The organism is Enterobacter oligotrophicus (assembly GCF_009176645.1).
Classification (GTDB): domain Bacteria; phylum Pseudomonadota; class Gammaproteobacteria; order Enterobacterales; family Enterobacteriaceae; genus Enterobacter; species Enterobacter oligotrophicus.
Genome location: NZ_AP019007.1, coordinates 2,943,700 through 2,961,855, shown reverse-complemented (window position 1 = coordinate 2,961,855; position 18,156 = coordinate 2,943,700). Strand labels below are relative to the sequence as shown.

Annotated in this window: 14 protein-coding genes and 3 tRNA genes; 4 read left to right on the top strand and 13 right to left on the bottom strand. The window is 54.1% G+C overall.

What is annotated here, in order from left to right:
* Nucleotides 1-46 precede the first annotated feature (46 nt).
* The 5 genes from miaA to nnr are packed head-to-tail and all read right to left on the bottom strand — an operon-like array spanning nt 47 to nt 6,163.
* Nucleotides 47-997 (bottom strand): tRNA (adenosine(37)-N6)-dimethylallyltransferase MiaA, encoded by a 951-nt coding sequence (miaA, locus tag EoCCA6_RS14225; RefSeq protein ID WP_152083196.1) that lies wholly within the window; start codon nt 995-997, stop codon nt 47-49.
* Nucleotides 990-2,834: a DNA mismatch repair endonuclease MutL gene (gene mutL, locus EoCCA6_RS14220; protein WP_152083195.1), complete on the bottom strand. Its 1,845-nt coding sequence runs from the start codon at nt 2,832-2,834 to the stop codon at nt 990-992. The genes miaA and mutL overlap by 8 nt, the downstream gene beginning before the upstream one ends.
* Before the next feature lie 9 nt (nt 2,835-2,843).
* Nucleotides 2,844-4,169, bottom strand: a complete 1,326-nt coding sequence (amiB, locus tag EoCCA6_RS14215; RefSeq protein ID WP_152083194.1) for an N-acetylmuramoyl-L-alanine amidase AmiB — start codon at nt 4,167-4,169, stop codon at nt 2,844-2,846.
* A 16-nt stretch (nt 4,170-4,185) separates the two neighbouring features.
* On the bottom strand, nt 4,186-4,647 hold the full coding sequence (gene tsaE / locus EoCCA6_RS14210) for a tRNA (adenosine(37)-N6)-threonylcarbamoyltransferase complex ATPase subunit type 1 TsaE (RefSeq protein WP_152083193.1): 462 nt from the start codon (nt 4,645-4,647) through the stop codon (nt 4,186-4,188).
* Nucleotides 4,640-6,163 carry a bifunctional ADP-dependent NAD(P)H-hydrate dehydratase/NAD(P)H-hydrate epimerase gene (gene nnr, locus EoCCA6_RS14205; RefSeq protein ID WP_152083192.1) on the bottom strand — a complete coding sequence of 508 codons (1,524 nt, stop codon included), beginning with the start codon at nt 6,161-6,163 and terminating at the stop codon, nt 4,640-4,642. The genes tsaE and nnr overlap by 8 nt, the downstream gene beginning before the upstream one ends.
* Between nnr and queG the strand changes: the two genes are divergently transcribed.
* A complete protein-coding gene (gene queG, locus EoCCA6_RS14200; protein ID WP_152083191.1) occupies nt 6,162-7,301 on the top strand; it encodes a tRNA epoxyqueuosine(34) reductase QueG in 1,140 nt (379 codons plus the stop codon). The two genes, nnr and queG, sit on opposite strands and share 2 nt — an antisense overlap.
* A 270-nt stretch (nt 7,302-7,571) precedes the next feature.
* Here queG and EoCCA6_RS14195 read toward each other — a convergent pair.
* The 4 genes from EoCCA6_RS14195 to orn form a co-directional block, all read right to left on the bottom strand.
* Nucleotides 7,572-7,647: transfer RNA gene (locus tag EoCCA6_RS14195), tRNA-Gly, on the bottom strand.
* Between the two features lie 36 nt (nt 7,648-7,683).
* A tRNA-Gly gene (locus EoCCA6_RS14190) sits at nt 7,684-7,759 on the bottom strand.
* Between the two features lie 36 nt (nt 7,760-7,795).
* Nucleotides 7,796-7,871, bottom strand: a tRNA-Gly gene (locus EoCCA6_RS14185).
* Between the two features lie 186 nt (nt 7,872-8,057).
* Nucleotides 8,058-8,603, bottom strand: a complete 546-nt coding sequence (orn, locus tag EoCCA6_RS14180; RefSeq protein ID WP_152083190.1) for an oligoribonuclease — start codon at nt 8,601-8,603, stop codon at nt 8,058-8,060.
* Between the two features lie 107 nt (nt 8,604-8,710).
* On the opposite strand from orn, the gene rsgA reads away from it, so the two are divergent.
* From rsgA to mscM, 3 genes are all read left to right on the top strand, one after another.
* A complete protein-coding gene (gene rsgA, locus EoCCA6_RS14175; RefSeq protein ID WP_168927637.1) occupies nt 8,711-9,763 on the top strand; it encodes a small ribosomal subunit biogenesis GTPase RsgA in 1,053 nt (350 codons plus the stop codon).
* Between the two features lie 97 nt (nt 9,764-9,860).
* On the top strand, nt 9,861-10,829 hold the full coding sequence (gene asd / locus EoCCA6_RS14170; protein ID WP_152083188.1) for an archaetidylserine decarboxylase: 969 nt from the start codon (nt 9,861-9,863) through the stop codon (nt 10,827-10,829).
* Nucleotides 10,830-10,848: 19 nt separating this feature from the next.
* Nucleotides 10,849-14,172, top strand: coding sequence for a miniconductance mechanosensitive channel MscM (gene mscM / locus EoCCA6_RS14165; protein ID WP_152083187.1), 3,324 nt, complete (start codon nt 10,849-10,851; stop codon nt 14,170-14,172).
* A 52-nt stretch (nt 14,173-14,224) separates the two neighbouring features.
* Here mscM and EoCCA6_RS14160 read toward each other — a convergent pair whose 3' ends face one another.
* The 4 genes from EoCCA6_RS14160 to epmA all read right to left on the bottom strand — a co-directional run bounded on the left by EoCCA6_RS14160 (nt 14,225) and on the right by epmA (nt 18,017).
* Nucleotides 14,225-14,539: a YjeO family protein gene (locus EoCCA6_RS14160; protein WP_152083186.1), complete on the bottom strand. Its 315-nt coding sequence runs from the start codon at nt 14,537-14,539 to the stop codon at nt 14,225-14,227.
* Nucleotides 14,539-15,249, bottom strand: a complete 711-nt coding sequence (locus EoCCA6_RS14155) for a hypothetical protein (protein WP_152083185.1) — start codon at nt 15,247-15,249, stop codon at nt 14,539-14,541. The genes EoCCA6_RS14160 and EoCCA6_RS14155 overlap by 1 nt, the downstream gene beginning before the upstream one ends.
* A 90-nt stretch (nt 15,250-15,339) precedes the next feature.
* Complete coding sequence (gene yjeM, locus EoCCA6_RS14150) at nt 15,340-16,842, bottom strand: glutamate/gamma-aminobutyrate family transporter YjeM (RefSeq protein ID WP_152083184.1); 1,503 nt, start codon at nt 16,840-16,842, stop codon at nt 15,340-15,342.
* A 197-nt stretch (nt 16,843-17,039) separates the two neighbouring features.
* Entirely contained in the window at nt 17,040-18,017 is a 978-nt protein-coding gene (epmA, locus tag EoCCA6_RS14145) for an elongation factor P--(R)-beta-lysine ligase (protein WP_152083183.1), read from the bottom strand.
* Between the last annotated feature and the right edge of the window lie 139 nt (nt 18,018-18,156).

Sequence of the window (18,156 nt, the reverse complement as noted above, 5' to 3'; positions counted from 1 at the left end):
TTGCGATTCTGAAAAATTGCGCACGATACGGCTTAATTGTACACATTCAGTGAGCGATATCACCAACAACCTGAATGACTTCGTTTAGCGCCTGTTGTGGTTTTTCACTGTCTAACCAGTGAACCCCCTCCCAACCGCGTAACCAGGTTATCTGGCGTTTCGCTAACTGCCTCGTGGCGCAAACACCTCGATAAACCATTTCATCGTATGAAATCTCACCTTCAAGATATGACCACATCTGGCGATATCCCACACAACGAATGGAAGGCATGTCCGTATGCAAATCTCCACGGGCAAAAAGCGCCCGCACTTCTGCTTCAAAACCTGAAGCCAACATCTGATGAAAACGCTGCTCAATTCGTTGATGGAGCAGTTCACGGCTCGCCGGGGCGATGGCGAACTGATGCACCTGATACGGCAGAGCGTCTCCTGACGTTTGCGTCAGTTCCGTTAAAGTTTTACCCGAAATGAAAAAAACTTCCAGTGCTCGGGAAAGCCTTTGCGGATCATTTGGATGAATCCGTGCTGCGGCAACCGGGTCAACCTCTTCCAGTTGCTTATGCAGAACGTCCCAGCCTTGCTCTGCCGCCTGCTGTTCAATCTTTGCTCTCACTTCCGGGTCGGCAGATGGCAGAGGCGATAACCCCTCCAGCAGCGCCTTGAAGTAGAGCATGGTTCCGCCAACCAACAGCGGTATACGTCCCGCTGCCGTTATCTCGGCCATTTCAGCTAAGGCATCGCGACGGAAATCCGCTGCGGAGTATGCCTGCGCCGGGTCGAGAATATCCAGTAAACGGTGCGGTGCCGCGCGCAGTTCATCTGCGTCTGGCTTTGCCGTGCCGATGTCCATTCCCCGATAAATGAGGGCAGAATCAACGCTAATCAACTCTACTGGCAAAACTTTACGTAACTCAATGGCTAACGCCGTTTTGCCGGAGGCCGTTGGGCCCATTAAAAAAATCGCCTTAGGCAGGCTCGCCTTACTTACGTCAATCATGTTTCAGGGCGGTCATCGCCGTTTGTAAATCAACAGGTTGTAATAATCCACCCGGTGGCGTTTTGACTAACTGCGGGCAAAGGCGTTCAACCTCTGCCAGCACGGTAATCGCCTGCGCCATACTCCACGGCGTGTGTTCGCTTGCCAGATGGCGGGCGATCCACTGCGCGGTGTTGGCGGCATCAAACGACGTTTGCTGCGCCAGGTAGCCTATCAGTTCAGGAATCAAGTTTTGTAAATTTTGTTGGCGTAAGGGTAAAGGCACTGCGCGAATCGTCACATGCTGCGCTTCCAGTACACATTCAATGCCCATTTCTACCAACAGCGGCGTGGCACGCTGCAATACCGCTGTTTCTTGTGCGGATATTTTCAGGCGAACAGGGATCAGCAACGGCTGCGCACAGGCCGCGTTGTCCCCAGGCGTAAGCTGGGCTTGTTTAAGCCAGCGTTCCGCCACCGACAGCGCCAACAGCAGCAGCGTGCCCTCGCGTTCGAGCAAGGCCATATCCGGAGCAATAATGGTCAATACCCGGCCAAAACTTTGGTGGTGCCCGTCCAGCGCGGGAGCGGGTACTGAAATAGGTTCTTTACGCTCCACCGCCGGGGTGTCCAGCAACTTGCGGTACAACGCTCCTTGCTGCTTTTGATAGCCCGGCTGAGCGTTCGGGTAGTTCGCACCGGTTGGACGCGGCGCACTTCCTGCCGATCCAAATCGTGGCGCTGCCGGTTCGCGCGCGGCGGCAGGTTCAGCGAAATGGTTACGCCCCGCCGCCACCCGGTTTTCCGGCAACGGACGAAGCGTTGACTCTACCTTTTCCAGCGGCAGGGCCGGTTCCGCCTGCTGCTGCAAAACGCTCACTACGCCCTGATAAATAAAATCATGTACCAGACGCGACTGATGGAAACGCACCTCATGTTTGGCTGGGTGGACGTTCACATCAACCTGATGCGGGTCAATCTCAAGATAGAGCACAAACGCAGGCTGCTGGTCAGCGCCGAGCTTATCTTCACAAGCCTGGCGGATTGCATGGTTGATTAACCGATCGCGCATCATACGGCCATTGACATAGCAATACTGGATCTCCGCGAACGCAGAACTGCCTGCGTGGGGATCGGCAACCCAACCGCGCAGCGCCAAATCACCATGCTGCCACTCAATAGCCAGCGCTTTCTCCAGGAACGGCGTCCCGCAGATAGCTCCCAGGCGACGCTCTTTCTGCCCCCCTTCTGCCACCGCACGATACTGGCGCATCACCTTGCCGTTATGGCTGAGGTTGATGGTGACGTCAAAACGCGCCAGCGCGATGCGGCGGATAATCTCATCGATATGACCAAACTCGGTCTTCTCGGTGCGCATAAACTTGCGTCGGGCAGGCGTGTTGTAGAACAGATCCAGCACTTCCAGCGTGGTGCCGACAGGGTGTGCCGCGGGTTTAACCGTGACGTCCATGTCGCGCCCTTCAGCATAGGCTTGCCAGGCTTCCTGCTGTTCAGCGGTGCGGGAGGTGAGCGTCAAACGGGAAACGGAACTGATACTGGCCAGCGCCTCACCGCGAAAGCCGAGGCTGATGATTGCTTCCAGATCGTCAAGCGAGGCAATTTTACTGGTCGCATGACGCGCCAGCGCTAACGCCAGCTCGTCTTTTTTGATGCCACAGCCGTTGTCACGAATGCGAATGAGCTTTGCGCCACCGCGTTCGATATCAATATCAATGCGGGTCGCGCCCGCATCAAGGCTGTTTTCCACCAGCTCCTTTACTACCGACGCAGGGCGTTCCACCACTTCACCGGCGGCGATTTGGTTCGCAAGCTGCGGCGGTAGAACCTGAATCGGCATAAATTCTCCTTAGTTGGTCGCGGTCATCTCACCCGGCAGCGTGGCACTGGCCGTCTGTGCTGCCCCGCCCTGCGGCGCGGACTGCAGCGGATGCGCGTCAAAATATTTACGCAGACCGTTATAAATCGCTTCGGCAACTTGCTGCTGATAGCTGTCGCTGCCCAGCAGACGTTCTTCACCGTTATTACTGATAAAACCCGTCTCCACCAGGATCGACGGAATATCCGGCGAACGCAGAACGCCAAGACTCGCATGTTCCGGACGACGTTTATGCAGCGAACCCACGCTCTGCAGCTGGTTCAATACGTTAGTGGCGACATCATACCCGACGCGCTGCGAATGACCGAACTGTAAATCCAGCACAGCCTGGCTAAGATAAGGATCGGACTGGCTGTTTGCCAGCACATCACCCGCACCACCTAATAGTTCGGACTGCTTCTCATGCTCTTCAAGCCAGTTGGCCATTTCACTGTTGGCTCGACGATTCGAGAGCACCCATACCGACGCGCCGGTTGCGTTACGGTTAGGCGCGGCATCCGCATGTATGGAGACCAGGAAGTTAGCGTTCTGCTTACGCGCCACATCCGAACGCCCCATCACCGAGATAAAATAATCTCCGTCACGGGTCATTACGCCTTTAAACATCGGGTCATTATTCAGCAACGTGCGCAGCTTGCGGGCAATGGCGATAGTGACGTTTTTCTCTCGCGTCCCCCCCGGCCCAATAGCCCCAGGGTCCTGCCCACCGTGTCCGGCATCAATGGCAATAATGACTTTATCGCCGCTGACCGCACGGCGCGCACTGGCCGCAGGACGCGTTACCGTATTACTGCTGGTAACGCTGGTCATACGGTCGTTTGGTGATTTAAACGGGTTCCGGGCCGGTTCAGCGGGACGCGGGCTATAAACCGGCTCCTCCACGCGCTTCGCCACAACTGGCGGCGGCGGAACGTCAGCGTTGATGGTAAAGACCACCGTGTAGTTCGCCCCGTTTTGCTGCTTCACGGCCTGGGTTTTACCCTTTTCAGTCAGATCGACCACCAGCCGTAACGACTGTGCGTCTTTCGGCGTGCCAGAACGAATGCTTTTGACCAGGTTGTTGCCGCTGAACTGCAGCGGTAGCCCCTGGATCACACCGGTCTGTTTGATATCCAGCGCCACGCTGTGGCTGTCGATTTGTGAGAAAGCATATTCAGGATCGCCCATAAAACTAAAGGTAATACGGGCCTGGCTGTCGCCGTTCGACACCTGAATATCCGAGAGATTTGCTGCCCCGGCGTGCGCGCACAGCAGCACCATTGCAGCCAACAACCAACCTTTAACGCGATTAATCATCCCGTCATCCCTACGCTCAACCGGCCAAACGCGCCAGTAAGGAACAGCCTGATGAGGAAACAGCACTGATGCGCGCCTCACGCCCTTGTGCCTGGTAATCTATGTGAATTTCGACATCCGGGTCAGGCAGTACACCCGCACCTTGTTGCGGCCACTCCACCAGGCAAATGGCGTCATTGGCAAAATAATCGCGGATACCCATAAATTCCAGCTCCTCCGGGTCCGCAAGACGGTATAAATCGAAGTGGTACACCATGAGATTTTCAAGCGTGTACGGTTCTACCAGCGTATAGGTCGGGCTTTTTACGTTCCCGTTATGGCCTAACGCCTGCAAAAAACCACGGCTGAAGGTTGTTTTACCCGCGCCTAAATCGCCATACAGATAAATGACCGTAGCCCCCTGACAGGCTTGCGCCACGCGCTTGCCGAGATCTAAGGTGGCTTGTTCATCAGGTAAAGGAATCGCTCGATTAGTCATTTTCTACGTCAATCACATCCGGGTTAACAACACGCCGCAGCGTGCCAAAAAGATCGGTGGCGAGCATACCGCGCGTACCATAAAGCGCTGCCAGCCTGTCGGCTGCCGCACCGTGGATAACGCATCCCGCACAGGCTGCATCATAAAGGGGAAGTTTCTGTCCGAGCAACGCGCCGATGATGCCTGAAAGCACATCGCCCATGCCGCCGCTCGCCATGCCTGCGTTTCCGGCATCAATAATGCCCTCTGCATCGTCGCTGGCAATGACGGTTCCTGCCCCCTTCAGAACGGCAACACCTCCGTAACGTTTTACCAGACGCTGAGCAGAAAGTAAGCGATCACTTTCAATTTCTGCGACGCTGCAGTTAAGCAGCCGCGCGGCTTCGCCGGGGTGTGGCGTCAGGATGCGATTGTGACGCTTATCCGGGTTGATTGCCAGAAGGTTCAGCGCATCCGCATCCCACAGCATCGGTTTACGAAAATTCTCAACTTTTCGCAGGGCGTGTTTCCCCCAGTCCTGCTGCCCAAGTCCTGGGCCAATCACCACCACATCAGCCCATTCGAGGCTCTCTTCAAGCGTCTGCGGTGTAAGTTCATGCACCATTAGCTCCGGGCGGGCAGTAATGATCGGGGCAATATTTTCGATGCGCGTAAGCACGCGCACCAGCCCGGCACCGCTGCGCAATGCCGCCTCGCCGGTCATGCGGATAGCGCCTGCCGTTCCGTGATCTCCCCCTACGATCACCAGCCTGCCGTGATCGCCTTTGTGCGATGTCGGGCGGCGCGGCGGTAACCACTGCGCGAGCTGCGAGGCATCAAAACGCGAAAGATGCGTCTCCTGCCCGGCTAACCAGCTTTCCAGTCCCAGCGCGTTATGGTGCAGCGTACCCACCACATCCCGCGCTTTACCGGTAAGCAGCCCTGGTTTCAGGGCGATAAACGTCACGGTATGCGACGCCTGAATCACAGCCCCCGGTGTCGCGCCAGTTTGCGCCACTAATCCCGACGGAATATCCAGCGCAACAACAGGTGCAGGATGCGCGTTGGCGCGCGCAATCAAAGCAGCAATACTCTCGCGTGGCGCGCTGCGCAGCCCGGTGCCCAGCAGACCGTCAATAATGACATCAATATCATCCGGCCAGCCAATATCTGGTGCGTGGATCACACCGCCCGCATTCAGCCAGGCTTCCCGCGCGTCGCTTGCTTCTTCGGGTAACGGTTTATCACTTTCCAGCGCCAGCAGGGTTACATTTATACCTGCCGCCACGGCCAGGCGAGCGACGACATAACCATCGCCGCCGTTATTGCCATGCCCGCATAAAATCAGCCAGTGCGAAGATTGTGGGTAGGTGTTACGGGCAACGGTAAACGCCGCCTCTCCAGCCCGCTGCATCAGTTCAAAAAGGGTTATGCCGAGGCTGTCTGCGGCCTCTTTTTCGGCACGCCTGAGGTCATCCGCATGCCAGATGGAATGTGGTATACTTGTGGGGTTTTTCTTCACAGTATGGTCCGTCATGTCACAGCCCCTCGATCTCAATCAGTTAGCACAAAAAATTAAACAGTGGGGCGCTGAACTTGGCTTCCAGAAGGTCGGCATCACCGATACCGACCTTTCCGCCAGCGAGCCTAAACTTCAGGCGTGGCTGGACAAACAATACCACGGCGAGATGGAGTGGATGGCGCGTCATGGCATGATGCGCGCACGTCCACACGAGCTTTTGCCGGGCACATTACGTGTCATCAGCGTGCGCATGAACTACCTGCCCGCCAACGCGGCGTTTGCCCGCACGCTAAAAAATCCCTCGCTGGGCTACGTCAGCCGGTATGCCCTGGGGCGGGATTACCATAAGCTCCTGCGTAACCGCTTAAAAAAGCTCGGAGAAACTATTCAGCAGCACTGCGTTTCGCTGAATTTTAGACCGTTTGTCGACTCCGCGCCTATTCTTGAGCGCCCGATAGCTGAGAAAGCCGGACTTGGCTGGACAGGTAAGCACTCACTTATCCTCAGCCGTGACGCCGGATCGTTCTTCTTTCTTGGTGAACTGCTCATTGATTTGCCGTTACCGGTAGATGGCCCGGTAGAGGAAGGTTGCGGACGCTGCGTGGCCTGTATGACTATCTGCCCGACAGGGGCTATCGTCGAGCCCTATACCGTTGATGCACGCCGCTGTATTTCGTATCTCACCATCGAACTGGAAGGGGCTATTCCCGAAGAATTCCGTCCGCTTATCGGCAACCGTATCTACGGCTGCGACGACTGTCAGTTGATTTGCCCGTGGAACCGCTATTCACAGCTTACGAACGAAGAGGACTTTAGCCCGCGTAAAGCGCTGCATGCCCCGCCACTCATTGAGCTGTTCGCCTGGACTGAGGCCTGGTTCCTGAAGGTGACTGAAGGTTCGGCCATTCGCCGTATTGGTCATCTGCGCTGGCTACGAAACGTCGCCGTTGCGCTGGGTAATGCGCCGTGGGATGAAGCCAATATTCAGGCGCTTGAAAGCCGCCGAGGTGAGCACCCACTTCTCGATGAGCACATAGAGTGGGCGATTGCGCAGCAAATCGAGAAGCGAAATGCCTGTGTGGTCGAGGTGCAATTACCGAAGAAACAGCGTCTGGTCAGAGTGATCGAAAAAGGGCTTACGCGCGATGCCTGATATATTCACAGCCTGTGCATAAAAATAAAAACTCAGGCACCATCAGGCTTTGCACACAGATCAAGTGATCTCTTTAACATTTTGAAATCAAATTTTTTTCTTATAATACAACTGATTATAAAGATACTATTCACCCTGCGAAGTTTTTAGCCCTTCCGGGTAAAGCATAGTTTCTGTGGATAACTCTGTTTACAAGAGTATTTCGGAGGCAACGGAAAACGTCCCCAGCGCATCTTTTCGCTGTGGATAGTTTGGATATAAAGAAGAATCTGGAGCGGGAAACGAGACTCGAACTCGCGACCCCGACCTTGGCAAGGTCGTGCTCTACCAACTGAGCTATTCCCGCTTGGGTGGTCTGTGCTTTGGAAGCACTTTCAAATTTTGGAGCGGGAAACGAGACTCGAACTCGCGACCCCGACCTTGGCAAGGTCGTGCTCTACCAACTGAGCTATTCCCGCTTGGGTGGTCTGTGCTTTGGAGGCACTTTCAAATTTTGGAGCGGGAAACGAGACTCGAACTCGCGACCCCGACCTTGGCAAGGTCGTGCTCTACCAACTGAGCTATTCCCGCAAATTTGTTGCTGCCGTAACGTGTAATTCTCTGTCGTTACGGGAGGCGCATTATACGAGAAATCCGTTTAGCTGCAACCCCCCTTAAAGCGATTTTTTTGAAAATACGTTCAAATGCTTATTTAATCGGCAAGCTGCACAATTTAACGACAAAAACCCGGTCACGCAAGGTGCCGGGTCGCAAAAATCACAGCTTAATAAAGTTTTCGCGGTAGTACGCCAGCTCTGCCACGGACTCACGAATGTCATCCATAGCCTGGTGCGTCCCCTGCTTTTTAAAGCCGTCGAGGATTTCAGGTTTCCAGCGGCGCGCCAGCTCTTTCAGGGTGCTGACATCCAGATAGCGGTAGTGGAAATAAGACTCCAGCTCCGGCATGTACTTAAACAGGAAACGGCGATCCTGACCAATGCTGTTCCCGCAGATAGGGGATTTACCCGCCGGAACCCACTGTTTCAGAAACTCAAGAGTCGCCAGCTCTGCCTCGCGGTCGCCCTGGGTGCTGGCCTTCACGCGCTCCATCAGCCCGCTGCCTGTGTGGGTACGCACGTTCCACTCATCCATCAACGCAAGCTGATCGTCAGACTGATGTACCGCAATGGTTGGCCCTTCCGCCAGAATATTCAGGTTTGCATCGGTCACCAGCGTTGCAATTTCAATAATGCGATCGCGCTCGGGGTCCAGCCCGGTCATTTCAAGATCGATCCAAATCAGGTTGTTTTCGTCCGCGCTCATGTTATTTTCCACCCTTCTCGCATAACCGGCAGTAGCAGGTTAACTAGTATTAATTAGAGTGTATCATAGAGGTTTTGCCCGTTACGGGCGACCAGGAGCCAGCGCGATTGAGTAAAAATAAACTCTCCAAAGGGCAGCAGCGCCGTGTGAATGCTAATCACCAGCGCCGTCTTAAAACCACTACGGAGAAGCCGGATTACGACGACAACCTGTTTGGCGAAGCAACAGAGGGCGTGGTCATCAGCCGCTTTGGAATGCATGCCGACGTGGAATCCGCCGACGGTAAGATCCACCGTTGCAATATCCGTCGCACCATCCGTTCACTGGTGACCGGTGACCGCGTCGTGTGGCGGCCGGGTAAAGAGGCGGCGGAAGGTGTCACGGTTAAAGGCATTGTCGAAGCGGTTCATGAACGCACGTCGGTGCTGACCCGCCCTGATTTCTACGACGGCGTAAAACCGATTGCCGCCAATATCAACCAGATTGTGATTGTGTCGGCGATTTTACCTGAGCTGTCGCTCAATATTATCGACCGTTACCTGGTAGCCTGCGAAACCCTGCAGGTTGAGCCAATTATCGTACTGAATAAAATCGATCTGCTGGATGACGAAGGCCTGGCTTTCGTGAACGAACAGATGGATATCTACCGTAACATTGGTTATCGCGTTTTAATGGTTTCCAGCCACACCAAAGATGGTCTGAAGCCGTTAGAAGAGGCGCTCACCGATCGCATCAGCATTTTTGCGGGTCAGTCTGGCGTCGGGAAATCGAGCCTGCTGAATAATCTTCTCGGCCTCCAGCAAGCGATTCTGACCAACGATGTGTCTGATGTTTCTGGCCTGGGCCAGCACACCACGACCGCCTCGCGTCTGTATCATTTCCCGCATGGTGGCGACGTGATTGACTCACCAGGGGTGCGTGAATTTGGTTTGTGGCACCTTGAGCCGGAACAAATCTTCAACGGATTTGTCGAATTCCATGATTATTTAGGTGCTTGCAAATATCGCGACTGCAAACACGATAATGACCCAGGCTGTGCCATTCGCGAAGCGGTGGAAAACGGTGAAATTGCGGAAACCCGTTTTGAAAACTATCACCGCATTCTTGAGAGCATGGATCAGGTAAAAACGCGTAAAAACTTTTCTGATTCTGAAGACTGACAACTAAGCTAAGCATCGCTAAAATCGTCCCCTTTTTTCAGGTTCCGGCGGCTAAATGCCGGATCAGGAACGACAAAACAATGGCCTGGAGGCTACCTTGTTAAACTCATTTAAACTTTCGCTTCAATACATTCTGCCAAAACTGTGGCTCACTCGCCTGGCGGGCTGGGGCGCGAGCAAACGAGCTGGCTGGCTGACCAAACTTGTCATCGACCTTTTCGTGAAATATTACAAGGTCGACATGAAAGAAGCGCAGAAGCCAGATACCGCCAGCTATCGCACTTTCAATGAATTCTTCGTGCGTCCGCTGCGCGACGAAGTACGTCCACTAAATACCGACCCAAACGTGCTGGTCATGCCTGCCGATGGCGTAATCAGCCAGTTGGGAAAAATCGAAGACGATAAAATTCTGCAGGCGAAAGGCCACAACTACAGCCTGGAAGCACTGCTGGCAGGTAACTACCTGATGGCCGATCTGTTCCGTAACGGTTCGTTCGCCACGACCTACCTCTCTCCGCGCGACTATCACCGTGTACATATGCCATGTAACGGCATCCTGCGCGAGATGATTTACGTGCCAGGTGACCTGTTCTCCGTGAACCACCTCACCGCGCAAAACGTCCCGAATCTGTTCGCCCGTAACGAGCGCGTCATCTGCCTCTTTGATACTGAATTTGGCCCAATGGCACAGATTCTGGTGGGTGCTACCATTGTAGGCAGTATCGAAACCGTCTGGGCGGGAACCATCACGCCACCACGCGAAGGCGTGATCAAGCGCTGGACATGGCCTGAAGGCGAAGCGGAAGGCTCTGTGGCTCTGCTGAAAGGTCAGGAGATGGGTCGCTTCAAGCTGGGCTCTACCGTCATTAACCTGTTTGCTCCGGGTAAAGTGAACCTGGTGGAACAGCTGGAGAGCCTTTCCGTCACTAAGCTGGGCCAACCGCTGGCGATCTCTACTGAAACCTTCGTGACACCAGACGCAGAACCTGCGCCGCTGGCGGAAGAAGAGATCAAAGCCGAGCACGATGCCAGCCCGCTGGTAGACGACAAGAAAGACGAAGGCTAACAACAGAAGGATCGCTGACGTGCGCCCGATTATCGTATTACTGATGGCCTGGTGCCTCAGCATGGGGGCGTACGCGGCGACAGCCCCCGACGCCAAACAGATAACCCAGGAACTGGAGCAGGCAAAAGCGGCAAAACCCGCTCAGCCAGAGACGGTCGAGTCGCTCCAGTCCGCACTGAATGCGCTTGAGGAACGTAAAGGTTCTCTTGAACGTGCTCAGCAATATCAGCAGGTTATCGACAACTTCCCTAAACTCTCACAAACGCTGCGTTCGCAGCTTAATAACCTGCGCGATGAGCCGCGCGACGTGCCTGTGGGAATGACGTCTGACGCGCTGAATCAGGAGATCCTGCAGGTCAGCAGTCAACTTCTGGAAAAGAGCCGCCTGGCGCAGCAGGAGCAGGAGCGCGCACGTGAAATTGCCGACTCGCTCAGTCAGCTTCCGCAGCAGCAAACCGACGCCCGACGACAGTTAAATGACGTTGAACGTCGCGTCGGCACGCAATCCGGCAATACCCCACAAAGCCAGGCACAAAATCTTGGGCTGCAGGCCGAATCCGCCAGACTCAAAGCGCTGGTCGATGAGCTGGAGCTGGCGCAGTTGTCTGCCAATAACCGTCAGGAGCTGTCGCGCATGCGCGCCGAGCTGGCGCAGAAGCAGAGTCAGCAGCTTGATGCTTACCTGCAGGCTCTGCGAAACCAGCTGAACAGCCAGCGTCAGCGTGAAGCGGAGCGTGCGCTGGAAAGTACCGAACTGCTGGCGGAAAACAGCGCTAACCTGCCTGTCGGGATTGTCGATCAGTTTAAGGTCAACCGCGAACTTTCTGCCGCGCTGAATCAGCAGGCACAGCGTATGGATCTGGTCGCGTCGCAACAGCGTCAGGCGACCAGCCAGACTCTGCAGGTCCGTCAGGCACTCAACACGCTGCGCGAGCAGTCACAGTGGCTGGGTTCATCGAACCTGCTCGGCGAGGCACTGCGCGCGCAGGTTGCTCGCCTGCCGGAGATGCCAAAGCCGCAACAGCTTGATACCGAGATGGCCCAGTTACGCGTCCAGCGCCTGCATTTTGAGGACTTGCTTAACAAGCAGCCGCAAATCCGCCAGCTTCGCCAGGCGGACGGACAACCGCTCACCAGCGAGCAAAACCGTATTCTGGAAGCCCAGTTGCGTACTCAGCGCGAGCTGCTGAACTCCCTGTTGCAGGGCGGCGATACGCTGATCCTTGAGCTGACCAAGCTGAAAGTCTCCAACAGCCAGCTGGAAGATGCGCTGAAAGAGGTGAACGAGGCGACACACCGCTACCTGTTCTGGACGTCCGATGTGCGCCCAATGACTTTCTCCTGGCCGATCGAGATAGTGCAGGATCTGCGCCGCCTGATTTCATTGGATACCTTCAGCCAGTTAGGCCAGGCCAGCATCATGATGTTGACCAGCAAAGAGACCATCTTCCCGCTGCTCGGCGCGATAATTCTGGTTGGCTTCAGTATCTATTCACGCAGGCACTTTACCCGTTTCCTTGAGCGTTCCAGCGCCCGCGTGGGAAAAGTGACCCAGGATCACTTCTGGCTTACGCTACGTACCGTGTTCTGGTCGATTCTCGTCGCCTCGCCCCTGCCAGTGCTGTGGATGACGCTGGGTTATGGCCTGCGTGAAGCCTGGCCTTATCCCCTTGCAGTGGCGATTGGCGATGGCGTAACGGCCACCGTGCCGCTGCTGTGGGTGGTAATGATATGCGCAACGTTCGCCCGTCCCAATGGCCTGTTTATCGCCCACTTTGGCTGGCCGCGTAACCGCGTTGCGCGGGCGATGCGTTATTACCTGATGAGCATCGGGCTTATTGTGCCGCTGATTATGGCGCTGATCATGTTCGATAATCTCAACGACCGTGAATTTTCCGGCTCCTTAGGCCGGCTCTGCTTTATGCTCATTTGCGGAGCATTAGCAATGGTGACGCTAAGCCTGAAACGAGCCGGTATTCCCCTTTACCTCGATAAAACAGGCGGCGGCGAGAACATGTTCAACCGTCTGCTGTGGAACTTGCTGCTCAGCGCACCTCTGGCGGCGATGCTGGCTGCAGCGGTCGGTTATCTTGCCACCGCGCAGGCGCTACTCGCGCGGCTCGAAACCTCGGTAGCCATCTGGTTCCTGCTGCTTGTGGTTTATCACATTATCCGCCGCTGGATGCTGATCCAGCGGCGGCGTCTGGCCTTCGACCGCGCCAAGCACCGTCGGGCAGAAATTCTTGCTCAGCGTGCGCGGGGCGAAGAGGAGTCCCACCACACCAACAGCACCGAAGGAACGACAGAGGCAGATGACGTTGAGCTGGATCTTGATGCAATCAGTACCCAGTCCTTGCGTCTGGTGCGTTCAATACTGATGCTGATTGCGCTGTTGTCCGTGATTTTCCTGTGGTCAGAGATTCACTCTGCGTTTGGCTTCCTGGAGAATATCTCCCTGTGGGATGTGACCTCTACGGTGCAGGGCGTAGAAAGCCTGGAGCCGATCACATTAGGGGCGGTGCTGATTGCAATTCTGGTACTGATTATCACGACGCAGCTGGTACGTAACTTCCCGGCACTGCTTGAGCTGGCGCTGCTTCAGCACCTGGATTTAACGCCCGGCACAGGTTATGCCATTACGACCATTACCAAGTATCTGATCATGTTCTTTGGCGGGCTTGTAGGCTTCTCGATGATTGGCATTGAGTGGTCGAAACTGCAGTGGCTGGTTGCCGCACTCGGTGTGGGATTAGGTTTTGGTTTACAGGAGATCTTCGCCAACTTTATCTCCGGCCTGATCATCCTGTTTGAAAAACCGATTCGTATTGGCGACACGGTGACGATCCGCGATCTGACCGGCAGTATCACCAAAATCAACACCCGAGCAACGACAATCAGCGACTGGGACCGCAAAGAGATCATTGTGCCGAATAAGGCATTTATCACCGAGCAGTTTATCAACTGGTCGTTGTCTGACTCCGTCACGCGTGTGGTACTGACCGTACCGGCCCCGTCCGATGCCAACAGCGAAGAGGTGACGCAGATCCTCTACACCGCGGCGGAACGCTGCTCGCTGGTGATCGACAACCCGGCACCGGAAGTCTTCCTCGTCGATTTGCAGCAAGGGATACAGATTTTCGAATTGCGTATCTACGCTGCCGAAATGGGACACCGTATGCCACTGCGCCATGAGATCCATCAGTTAATTCTGGCAGGCTTCCGTGAACACGGTATTGATATGCCGTTCCCACCGTTCCAGATGCGTCTGGAAACGCTGGACGGGCGTAAAACGGGAAGAACACTGACGTCAGCAGCGCGAACGCGCCCGGCAGGGAGTTTGTAATCCACAAACACCGGCCATCAGTTATGGCTGGTGTTTCTCGCGATGATAATGGCTACAGACAGAATTGATAGCGAATAAAAAATTGCCATAACCAATACGCACTGATAAAAAGAGTTATCAGATAAAGAAACCAATATCGTTTCCTTTTAATAACAATGGCATATATTGCCGGGAAAAATACAGGGAGGGAATAAAAGATCCCTACATCACGGATGTCATCATTTTCAATATAGTTCATCAGATCGCAAATATTTTTTATATCACCTTGACCTATCCACCACTCTTTATCCTGAACAGAGCAGAATACAATCCAGAACAGAGAGGCAATGAACCATAAAAAACTTAGCGTGAAAACTTTCCAGGTCATTACTCGCTCTCCAGTATTTTCATTATAGTCTGCTTTTTTTCAATAATTCGGCGACCATACTCGCTGTATTCTCGTGTTGGAGATCCTATCTTATCATGAATAGAATTAGTTATATTGCTTGCATTTCTCTGTATCCCTCGATTATAACGTGAACCAGCAAGTATAATTTGTTCATCGGTAAGAGTAGCAGTATTGATCCCAGGATTATCGTACAGAATTAAGTCACGTAAATGGAAGGCGACTATTCGAATATTGAAGCCGTTGTTTAATAAACATTGAGCAAGTCTATACTGTTGAAAATGGTCCAGAGATTCAGGATCAATACCCAAAGTTTGCGCAGCGACACCAAGCTGTATAGCGATAGATCCAACTGAGGTTTTATTTGAGTATTTATTCTTTTTGTGTAATACCTCGTCTATGACCTGCCTGGCTTGTAGAACACCTGTTCCTTTGAATCTTTCCGGCATTCCGCCTACCTCTGATACTGCAACACCAGCAAGCAACAGCACAGGAATCTCTGCTTCTTTTGCATACTGCTTAATCATATTCTTATGATATATAAGCCATGCACTCTTATAAATCCATAAATATGCGTCACCCGTCATAAAGTTCCAATCGGTGGGGATCATATACCAACGAAAAGCGTCAAAGCCATCCCAGTGTGGGAATCCATATTCATCAACCTTACAAAAAAGCAGCGTTTCATTCATGAACTCAAATCCATTTTTTATACTTAACGCACTCGTCATCACACCCATATCACCCGAAAGTATCGGGTGATATCACTTACAGCCCAACTATTATTCCGCAGCCCACTCGCGCGATTCTGCCGCCCGACGGCGGTAATTCTCATAAATCCCCATCGCCAGCAGCGAGAAGAAGATCGGGCCACCGACCATCCACAGTGCGCTGTTCCAGTCATTCGCCTCAATCACCGGTTGGATAACGGTAAAGATATTGGCAAACGCCACCACCAGCACCACAACGGTGGTCGCCAGCAGCGTTGCGGTACGAGTTTTGAAAATCACAAACGGGCGCTCAAGATCCTGCTTCGCCTTAAAGAACGGGAACGCCAGCGTCAGGAACAGATAAGGCAGCGTCATTGATACGTTCGCCATCAGGGTCAGTTTGTTATAAAACGCCGACGCGGTATCGCCACCAAATGACACCAGCAGAATGAACACGCACACCAGCAGGCACTGCATCCACATCGCGTTGGCAGGCATACCGGCAGTATTCAACTGCGTCATGCGTGAGGGCCACAGCGCTTTTGGCGTGCCCTGAATAATCGCTTTCAGCGGCGAGTAAATCAGTGTGAAGAACGCACCGGTATAGGCAAGGAACATAGACAACCCGGTAATGCGCGCAAACCAGATCCCCATCGTGGTGGCTGCGTCAGGCGTCAGGTGCATTGCCTGACCGAGCGTCATGCCCAGGCTTTTCATCAATACATAAGTGATGTTGCCGAGGTTTGTGGTGTTGTTACTCAACACCTGCTGCCAGTTGGTGCTGACACCCCACAGGAAAATCGCCAGCGAGTAGCCAATGGAGATCACGATCGCAGCGAAAATAATGCCTTTGGCGAAGTTCTTTTCCGGGTTTTCGGTCTTGTCGACGAGGCCACCCACCGCCTCAATGCCACCGTAGGCAAAAATAGCAAACACCACGAACGAGAGCATAGCGAGGCCAGACTGATAACCCGGATTAGGCGACGAAACAAAATTCACCTCCTGGGCGAAATGCCCGCCATTCAGGCACAGGATCGCAATACTCACCAGTAACAGCACCAGGTTCAGACACATGACGGCAATACCACCCACCGCCGTAATGCGGGCGATTTTGTTGATGCCTTTAGATGCCACCAGCGTCACCACCACCATCCAGCAGACCGCCAGAATACCGACCACCTGCGTGGAACTCAGGCCAGCCAGCGACCAGACCTGCGTTTTATCGGTGCCGAACAGAAACGTCGAGAACGGCACCCAGACTTTAGCAGCGGTACTGACCATCCAGACGACGTAAGAGGAGAACCACATGAATGTGCCGATAAAGGCATAACGTGGGCCAACACTGTTGTTCATCCAGGAGTAGATGCCGCCCTCTTCTTTACGATAGGCCGAGCCCATTTCAGCCATCATCAGCGCAAACGGGATAAAGAAGAACAGAGCAGAGACAATGTAGAACGGCGTTGCGCTATACCCCATCAGGTAGAACGCAGACGGGCTGTTCGCGAAACCAAAGACTGATGTGAAGATCATCAGAATGAGCCCGGTCAGGGTCATTTTTTTAATTGAGTGGGACATGTAACCATCCGAAGGAGAAGTAAACTGCGCGGATGTTATCAGATGACCAGACAAAAATTGTGGCTATACGGGTCAAATTAAGAAATTGACCTGTGTATAGAGAAAGTGGCAGTTTTTAATGTTGTTGTGCGGAAATGGAAAGGAAGGTTGCCACAGGGAGCGTAGGCCGGGTAAGCGCAGCGCCACCCGGCATCTTTTTAGGCGCGATCGACCGTAAAGGCAATCACATCGCCAAGCTGTTCAGCGCCCAGCGCCAGCATCACCAGACGATCCACACCCAGCGCCACGCCGGAGCAATCTGGCAGACCTGCTTTGAGCGCCTCAAGAAGGTTTGTGTCAATCGGCTGCTGCGGCAAGCCGCGCGCATTGCGTTTGCGGTTATCCTGCTCGAAACGCTGCTGCTGTTCGCGCGCGTCGGTCAGTTCATGGAAGCCATTCGCCAGTTCAATCCCTTTGTAATAGACCTCAAAACGTTCTGCCACACGATGATCTTCGGTACTGATCTCCGCCAGCGACGCCTGGCTTGCCGGGAAGTGATAGACAAATGTCGGGCGATCTTTGCCAATCTGCGGCTCTACGCCAAAGGTGAACAGCAGTTGCAGCAGCGTGTCGCGGTCTTCTTCGGTATCCGCTACGTTGCTCAGATCCAGCTTAGCCGCCACCTCACGCAGCTGGGTTTTATCCGCGGAAAGAGGATCGATCTCCAGATGGCGCTGGAACGCCTGCTGGTAGGAAAGCGTTTCAGCCTCAGAGCAATCCAGCACCTGCTGCAGCAGATCGTCCACCTCGTTCATCAGACGGTACATGTCGTAATGCGGACGATACCACTCCAGCATGGTGAATTCCGGATTATGATGCCGCCCCATCTCTTCATTACGGAAGCTACGGCACAGCTGATACACCGGGCCACACCCCGCCGCCAGCAGGCGCTTCATGTGGTATTCCGGGCTGGTCATCAGATACAGGTTCATGCCCTGAGAGTGGCCAGGACCAACAAAACGGGTTTCAAACGGGACCAGATGAATATCCGTTACCGTTGCCTGACTCATGCACGGGGTTTCCACCTCCAGGACGCCGCGATCGGCAAAGAAGCGGCGGATCTCCGCCATAATTGCTGCGCGTTTTAACAGGTTTGGGATGGATGCGCTCGGCTGCCAGGTGGCCGTTTCGCTCATGAGTGTTTCTCCGATTTCAGACAAGGGCACGAAGTCTACTCGTAAGCCGGGGCGGAGACAAATTTTGCGCAGTAAAAGCGCCCTTTTCATTACGCAGAAAAATAACGTGACGAAATTCATCAATCACGATGATAAATCA

Coding starts and splice junctions, on each gene's coding strand:
- miaA (WP_152083196.1), bottom strand. CDS start 997: ATGATTGACGTAAGTAAGGCGAGCCTGCCTAAGGCGATTTTTTTAATG.
- mutL (WP_152083195.1), bottom strand. CDS start 2,834: ATGCCGATTCAGGTTCTACCGCCGCAGCTTGCGAACCAAATCGCCGCC.
- amiB (WP_152083194.1), bottom strand. CDS start 4,169: ATGATTAATCGCGTTAAAGGTTGGTTGTTGGCTGCAATGGTGCTGCTG.
- tsaE (WP_152083193.1), bottom strand. CDS start 4,647: ATGACTAATCGAGCGATTCCTTTACCTGATGAACAAGCCACCTTAGAT.
- queG (WP_152083191.1), top strand. CDS start 6,162: ATGTCACAGCCCCTCGATCTCAATCAGTTAGCACAAAAAATTAAACAG.
- nnr (WP_152083192.1), bottom strand. CDS start 6,163: ATGACGGACCATACTGTGAAGAAAAACCCCACAAGTATACCACATTCC.
- orn (WP_152083190.1), bottom strand. CDS start 8,603: ATGAGCGCGGACGAAAACAACCTGATTTGGATCGATCTTGAAATGACC.
- EoCCA6_RS14160 (WP_152083186.1), bottom strand. CDS start 14,539: ATGACCTGGAAAGTTTTCACGCTAAGTTTTTTATGGTTCATTGCCTCT.
- EoCCA6_RS14155 (WP_152083185.1), bottom strand. CDS start 15,249: ATGAATGAAACGCTGCTTTTTTGTAAGGTTGATGAATATGGATTCCCA.
- yjeM (WP_152083184.1), bottom strand. CDS start 16,842: ATGTCCCACTCAATTAAAAAAATGACCCTGACCGGGCTCATTCTGATG.
- epmA (WP_152083183.1), bottom strand. CDS start 18,017: ATGAGCGAAACGGCCACCTGGCAGCCGAGCGCATCCATCCCAAACCTG.